Below are 5,480 nucleotides of genomic sequence, written 5' to 3'. Positions count from 1 at the left end.
GGCCGCGGGTCGAACGCCTCGGCGGGGACGTGCTCGACGATCTCCACGTCGGCGTCGTGCTGGGCCGACACCGAGAGCCGGCCGTAGTCGTCCTCGCCCGGCCCGGCGACCATCCGCTCGGCGAACTCCTGCTGGAACATCAGCACGAGCGGGCGCTTCCGCGGTAGCAGGTCGAACGCGATCTCCGAGGACGCGCCGTAGGGGAGGTTCGACACCGACGCCGAGAACCCCGGCAGGTCGACCTCGAGGGCGTCGCCGGCGATCACGGTCAGCGAACCCGACTCGATCGCGTCGGCGAACTCCTCGCGCAGGAACGAGACGAGGTCCGGGTCACGCTCGACGACGGTGACCTGCCCGTCTTCGGGCGCGGCCGCGAGCAGGCGGTCGGTGAGCGCGCCGGTCCCGCCGCCGATCTCGAGGACGTGCGAGCGGTCGGTCCCCTCCGGGAGGTAGCTCGGGAGCCGGTCGAGCACCCGGTCGTCGACGAGGAAGTGTTGGTCGAACTCCGGGTTCCCCCGCTTGGCTCGGCGGATGAGGGCGTCGGGGTCCCGCAGGTCGTCGGACCCAGTCATTACCGGCGATACCGCGTCGCCGGCGTTAAAAGCCCCGTTCCGGTCGCGGCGGCCGGCTCACACTCCCGACGAGAGGCTACTCCTCCTCGCCGACGAACGCCCGGTACTTCACGTCCTCGGTTAGCTCCTCGATGATCCGCTCGACGACGGTGCCTTTCGCGTCGTGGAGGCCGGAGATGCGCTCCTCCATCTCCTCGAAGCTCTCGAAAGGTCCCTCGCGCTTGCGGCTCTCGAGGATGTCGTCCCGGAGCTTCTCGCCGATCCCGGGGAGGACGTTGAGCTGGTGGAGCCGCAGTGTCAGGGGCTGGGCCTCGTTGAAGTACTCGAGGAAGCGGTCGGGGTGGCGCTCGACGATCTCCTCGATGACGTAGTCGAGCTCCTGCTCGGCACCCCGGGAGAGGTCGTCGTGATCGATCTCGCGGTAGCGCTGGACCAGATCGCGGTCGGCGTCGGGCGCGACGACGATCCGGTCGCCGATGCTCACGTCGGCGCCGTCGGCCAGCGTGAGCTCGAACAGATCGAACGCCTGTTCGCCCACCGCGTAGGCGATCTCGGGTTTCTGGTGCTGTGGCCGATCGTCGTCGGGGCGCCCGTACGGGAGGTGGTCGAGCACGACGGCGTACTCGACTTCCTCCTCGGTGGCGTCCCCGGCCGTACCGGACTCCTCGGCGTCGCTCATGGCCGGCGTACGTCACCCCGACGGATAAACTGTCGCCCGGCGTGAGAACGAGTCGAAAGCGCCCGCAGTCAGGCGTACTCGGCGACGACGTTGAGGATCTCGTCCAGCTCCTCGCCCGACAGGGAGTAGCGCTCCTGTGCGTACACCGTCCGCAGCTCGTCGCGGTCGCGGGGGAGCAGGTCCGCGATCTTGTGGGCGGTCGCCTCGTCGACCTTCTCGAGCTCCTGCAGGCGCTCGACGAGCTCGCGGGACTCCTCGGCGTCGAGCAGCGCGAAGCGGTTCACGTGCTCGATGGCGCGGGCCAGCTCGTAGCGGAGCTCACGCTCCTCGTCGGCCGCGCGCTCCTCCTCGACGGACTGGAGCTCCTCTTTCACCTCGGCGGCGGTGAGATACTCCTCGTCGAGCTTCTCTTTGAAGATCGTCATTACTCCTCCTGCGCGCGGAGATGGGCGGCGGCGGCGATGATCGTCTTCTCCTTGCCGCCGTCGGTGATCTGGACTTTGAACGCGTCGCCCTGCTTGCCGACGACCTCGCCGGTGTGGCCGCTGAATCGGGCGTGGAAGCGCCCGTCCTCCACCGAGGGGTCGAGCACGAGATGGACCTTCTGTCCCTCGTCGTAGTCGGCGATGGCACGCTGGGGCGGCGACGTACCGCGCTCGCGTGGGTGGTTCGAGAGCTTGTTCCGGGTTCCGGTGTTGGGCCCGTTGGAGCTAGGCATGGTCTTGTTCCCGCGTACTGGTGGTCGGCGTATAAACGATGCGTTCTCGGGACGGGGTGTGCCGCCGAGACACCCCACCGACCGGGCCGGAAGCGGAACTATGACGCCCCCACCGGCCCAGTTGCCGGTATGAGCGACGAACACGACGACGAACGCATCGAGACGCGCGCGATCCACGCCGGACAGGAGCCCGACGAGGAGACCGGCGCGCTGATGACGCCGATCTACGCCAACTCCACGTACAAGCAGGACGCGCCGGGCGACCACCGCGGCTACGAGTACTCCCGGACGGGCAACCCCACGCGGACCGATCTGGAGGAGAACCTCGCCGCGCTGGAGGGCGGGGAGTTCGGCCGCGCGTTCTCCTCGGGGATGGGGTCGATCAACACCGTCCTCAATCTACTCGAGTCCGGCGACCACGTCGTCGCCGGCGACGACGTCTACGGCGGCACCCACCGCATCTTCACGCAGGTGTACGAGCAGTACGATCTGGAGTTCGACTTCGTCGACACCACCGACCACGACGCGGTCCGCGATGCGATGCAGGAGAACACCGAACTCCTGTGGGTCGAGACGCCGACGAACCCCCTGCTGAACGTCAACGACATCGACGCGCTGACCGACATCGCCGACGAGTACGACGCGCTCAGCGCCGTTGACAACACGTTCGCGACGCCGATGCTCCAGCGACCCTTGGAGCACGGCGCGGATATCGTCTCCCACTCGCTGACGAAGTATCTCGGCGGCCACTCCGACGTGGTCGGCGGCGCGCCGCCGATCGACGACGCCGAACTCGACGACCGGATCGCGTTCTACCAGAACTCCGTCGGCGCCACCCCGTCGCCGTTCGACTGCTTCCTCGTCCTCCGCGGGACCAAAACGCTGCCCGTGCGGATGGACCGCCACTGCGAGAACGCCAGCGAACTCGCCCACTGGCTGCAGGATCACGACGCGGTCGACCGCGTCTACTACCCAGGGCTGGAGAGCCACCCGGACCACGAGCTCGCGGCGGAGCAGATGGACGGCTTCGGCGGGATGCTCAGCTTCGAACTCGACGGCACGCTGGAGCAGGCCCGGACGGTCGTCTCGGAGACGGACGTGTTCACGCTCGCGGAGAGCCTCGGCGGCGTCGAGAGCCTGATCGAGCAGCCGGCGACGATGACCCACGCCGCGATCCCCAAGGAGGAGCGCGAGGCGGCGGGGCTGACCGACGGGCTGATCCGAGTCAGCGTCGGCGTCGAGCACGTCGACGACCTGAAGGACGATCTGGCGCAGGCGTTCGAGGAAGCGCTGAACTGACCGCGAGCGAACGGTCCTCCTACCTGCGAACGAACTCCGACAGCTTCTCCGAGATGGTCCGCTCCTCGCCGAGTTTGAGGTAGTAGGCGTCGCCGCCGTCCTCGTAGTAGCTCTCGATGCGGCGCACCACCTCGAAGCCGATGTGGCGGTAGAAGGAGAGCGCGTCCTCGTTGGTCGCGCGGGCGTGGCAGGTCACCGAGTCGTGGTCCGCCGCGACGGCGGCCACGAGGCGCTCCCCGAACCCCTCGCCGCGGTGGTCCGGCGACACCGCGAGAAAGAGGATGTAGCCGTCGCGGCGGGCCGAGACGAAGCCGGCGAGCTCCCCGTCGACGAAGATCAGACGGCAGTCGGCACGGCGGTAGGCGTCCCTGAAGAAGCTGCGGCGCTGCTTCAACACGCCCTCAGTTCGGCGGATCCGCTCTTTCAGTTGCCACGCCTCGGACTCGTGGGTGGCGTCGCCACGGGGGTCCCGGCGCGTCTCGACCGTCGCGCTCACTGTTGCCGATTAGTAGTCGTGACGGGGATTTAACTCCGTCGTCGGTGGGGGCGAGAGCCGCGGTACGGGGCCGCGAGCGGTCACGCGCCGCCGGCGGTCAGAGCCCTCCCATGGCATCGAGCGTCGTCGCTCCAGCACGGCGGCAACAGGACGCTCGCTGCGGGAGGCTAAAACACACTGTCGGCGGTCGCGGCCCCGACGACCGCGAAGACGGCGCCGATACTCACCGCCTTCGCGGTCTGGTAGACGTCGGCGTCGAACGCCTCCGGCGCGGCGAAGCTGAACGCCAGCACCAGCACCGAGCCGAAGGAGACGAGCATCAGCGTCAGGAACCGATAGGGGATCCCCGCGACCTCGGTCTCGTCGTCGGCGTCGCGGCCGCTGTCGGCGCGGTAGAGCGCCCCCCAGCCGATCGCGAACACCATCCCGACCACCGTCACCCACTGGGCGGGGTTCATGAACCCCGCGAGCACCCAGACCTCCTCGGTGACGACGAACGGTCCCGCGAGCAGGAACCCCCCGACCACCTGCTGTGCCACGTCGGCCGGCTGGAACTCGCGGTTGAACAGCCGGCGGAGGATCGTCCGTACGATGCCGGTCATACCGGATGCTCACGGCGGGAGGTCTTTACTCCGACGACCGCCGGGCGGGGGCACGGCTTGAGTCGTCACCACGACGGGGATCACACTGTCGCGACAGATCGTCGCCGCGACGGAGCGTCACACGGTGCCGACTGACCGTCGTCGGCACCTCGTTTCGCACTCCTGCGGTTGGCGCTCACCGCAGGAGAGCTTCAGAAGATGTTCGCCTGCCGGTACACCGAGATCCCCTCGTTGGTGATCTCGTATGGCTTCGTCTCGCGGGAGTGGTTCGCGTCCCGGATCTTCTGTATCTCCACCGCCAGTCTGGTCTCCCGGAAGTCCGAGGGCCGGACGTACTGGAGGATGAACACCGCGTCCACCAGGTACTCGATGATGCCGTACCGCGAGGTGTAGGCGTCCTCGCTGTCGGCCTCGGAGGTGAGCATCGTCGTCACGCCCGCCCGCTTGAGCGAGCGCGCGAAGTCGAACACCTCCGACCGGCGGTCGGCGGGGTGGTCGTACATCATCTCCAGCAGCGACACCGAGTCGAGCACCAGCCGGTCGGCGTTGAACTCCTCGACCAGCCGCGAGATGTCGTTCCGGATCGACGACAGGGAGTTCGCCATCTCGATGGGGTCCATCGCGACGATCGCCAGCCGGCCCTCGTCGCGCCACTCGCGGAACGGCCAGCCCTTCTCCTCGGCGGTCGAGAGGATCGCCTCGCGGGACTCCTCCAGCGTGATGTAGATCGCGCGCTGGTCCTCCCGCAACGCCTCGGTCAGGAACTGGAGGCCGAACGTGGTCTTCCCCGTCCCGGCGGCGCCGATGGCCACCATCAGCGAGCGCTTGGGGATGCCGCCGAGAATCATCTCGTCCAGCCCCTCGATCCCCACGTCGATCCGGTCGATGTCCGAGTCGAGCTCCGCCTCGTCGAACGACTCCCCCTCGCCACCGAACCCGCCGGCGCCGCCGCCGAATCCACCGCCGCCGTCGCCACCGCCGAACCCGCCGCCCTCGTCGCCCATCGCGTCGGGGGCGGTCCCGCGCTCGCCGAACCCGGGGGCGTCGCCGAACGGATCCTCCCCGGAGCTGGGGGGTTCCGACTCGCCGGCGACGCCGCCGAAGGGGTCGTCCT

Annotated in this window: 7 protein-coding genes and 1 pseudogene (1 of these 8 only partly in view); 1 reads left to right on the top strand and 7 read right to left on the bottom strand. The window is 68.7% G+C overall.

The genetic code is table 11. From position 1 onward, the window contains the following. From ACFR9S_RS00055 to ACFR9S_RS00040, 4 genes are all read right to left on the bottom strand, one after another. On the bottom strand, nt 1-572 hold a 572-nt coding region (locus ACFR9S_RS00055; RefSeq protein WP_379817651.1), incomplete at its 3' end, for a 16S ribosomal RNA methyltransferase A. Between the two features lie 76 nt (nt 573-648). Next, on the bottom strand, nt 649-1,251 hold the full coding sequence (locus ACFR9S_RS00050; RefSeq protein ID WP_379731400.1) for a DUF655 domain-containing protein: 603 nt from the start codon (nt 1,249-1,251) through the stop codon (nt 649-651). A 68-nt stretch (nt 1,252-1,319) separates the two neighbouring features. Next, entirely contained in the window at nt 1,320-1,676 is a 357-nt protein-coding gene (locus ACFR9S_RS00045) for an RNA polymerase Rpb4 family protein (protein WP_053948549.1), read from the bottom strand. After that, on the bottom strand, nt 1,676-1,969 hold the full coding sequence (locus ACFR9S_RS00040; protein ID WP_379731401.1) for a 50S ribosomal protein L21e: 294 nt from the start codon (nt 1,967-1,969) through the stop codon (nt 1,676-1,678). Before ACFR9S_RS00040 ends, ACFR9S_RS00045 begins: the two co-directional genes overlap by 1 nt. Before the next feature lie 129 nt (nt 1,970-2,098). Between ACFR9S_RS00040 and ACFR9S_RS00035 the strand changes: the two genes are divergently transcribed. Beyond that, the gene (locus tag ACFR9S_RS00035) at nt 2,099-3,268 is read left to right on the top strand and encodes a cystathionine gamma-synthase (RefSeq protein WP_379817649.1); all 1,170 of its coding nucleotides are present in this window, start codon (nt 2,099-2,101) and stop codon (nt 3,266-3,268) included. 19 nt (nt 3,269-3,287) lie between these two features. On the opposite strand, the gene ACFR9S_RS00030 is transcribed toward ACFR9S_RS00035, so the two are convergent. The 3 genes and pseudogenes from ACFR9S_RS00030 to ACFR9S_RS00020 form a co-directional block, all read right to left on the bottom strand. Next, nucleotides 3,288-3,764 (bottom strand): GNAT family N-acetyltransferase, encoded by a 477-nt coding sequence (locus ACFR9S_RS00030; RefSeq protein ID WP_379731403.1) that lies wholly within the window; start codon nt 3,762-3,764, stop codon nt 3,288-3,290. A gap of 167 nt (nt 3,765-3,931) precedes the next feature. After that, a complete protein-coding gene (locus ACFR9S_RS00025; protein ID WP_379731404.1) occupies nt 3,932-4,366 on the bottom strand; it encodes a DUF2391 domain-containing protein in 435 nt (144 codons plus the stop codon). 191 nt (nt 4,367-4,557) lie between these two features. After that, a pseudogene (locus ACFR9S_RS00020) lies at nt 4,558-5,480 on the bottom strand (KaiC domain-containing protein); it runs 306 nt beyond the window's last position.

Origin of the sequence: Halolamina salina, from assembly GCF_042678005.1 — an archaeon.
GTDB lineage: Archaea > Halobacteriota > Halobacteria > Halobacteriales > Haloferacaceae > Halolamina > Halolamina salina.
The sequence above is the reverse complement of the archived record's forward strand: the minus strand, read 5'-3'. Positions and strand labels throughout refer to the sequence as shown.

Bases quoted from the DNA above. Each gene is read 5' to 3' on its own strand.
- ACFR9S_RS00050 (WP_379731400.1), bottom strand. From the start codon at position 1,251: ATGAGCGACGCCGAGGAGTCCGGTACGGCCGGGGACGCCACCGAGGAG.
- ACFR9S_RS00045 (WP_053948549.1), bottom strand. From the start codon at position 1,676: ATGACGATCTTCAAAGAGAAGCTCGACGAGGAGTATCTCACCGCCGCC.
- ACFR9S_RS00040 (WP_379731401.1), bottom strand. From the start codon at position 1,969: ATGCCTAGCTCCAACGGGCCCAACACCGGAACCCGGAACAAGCTCTCG.
- ACFR9S_RS00035 (WP_379817649.1), top strand. From the start codon at position 2,099: ATGAGCGACGAACACGACGACGAACGCATCGAGACGCGCGCGATCCAC.
- ACFR9S_RS00025 (WP_379731404.1), bottom strand. From the start codon at position 4,366: ATGACCGGCATCGTACGGACGATCCTCCGCCGGCTGTTCAACCGCGAG.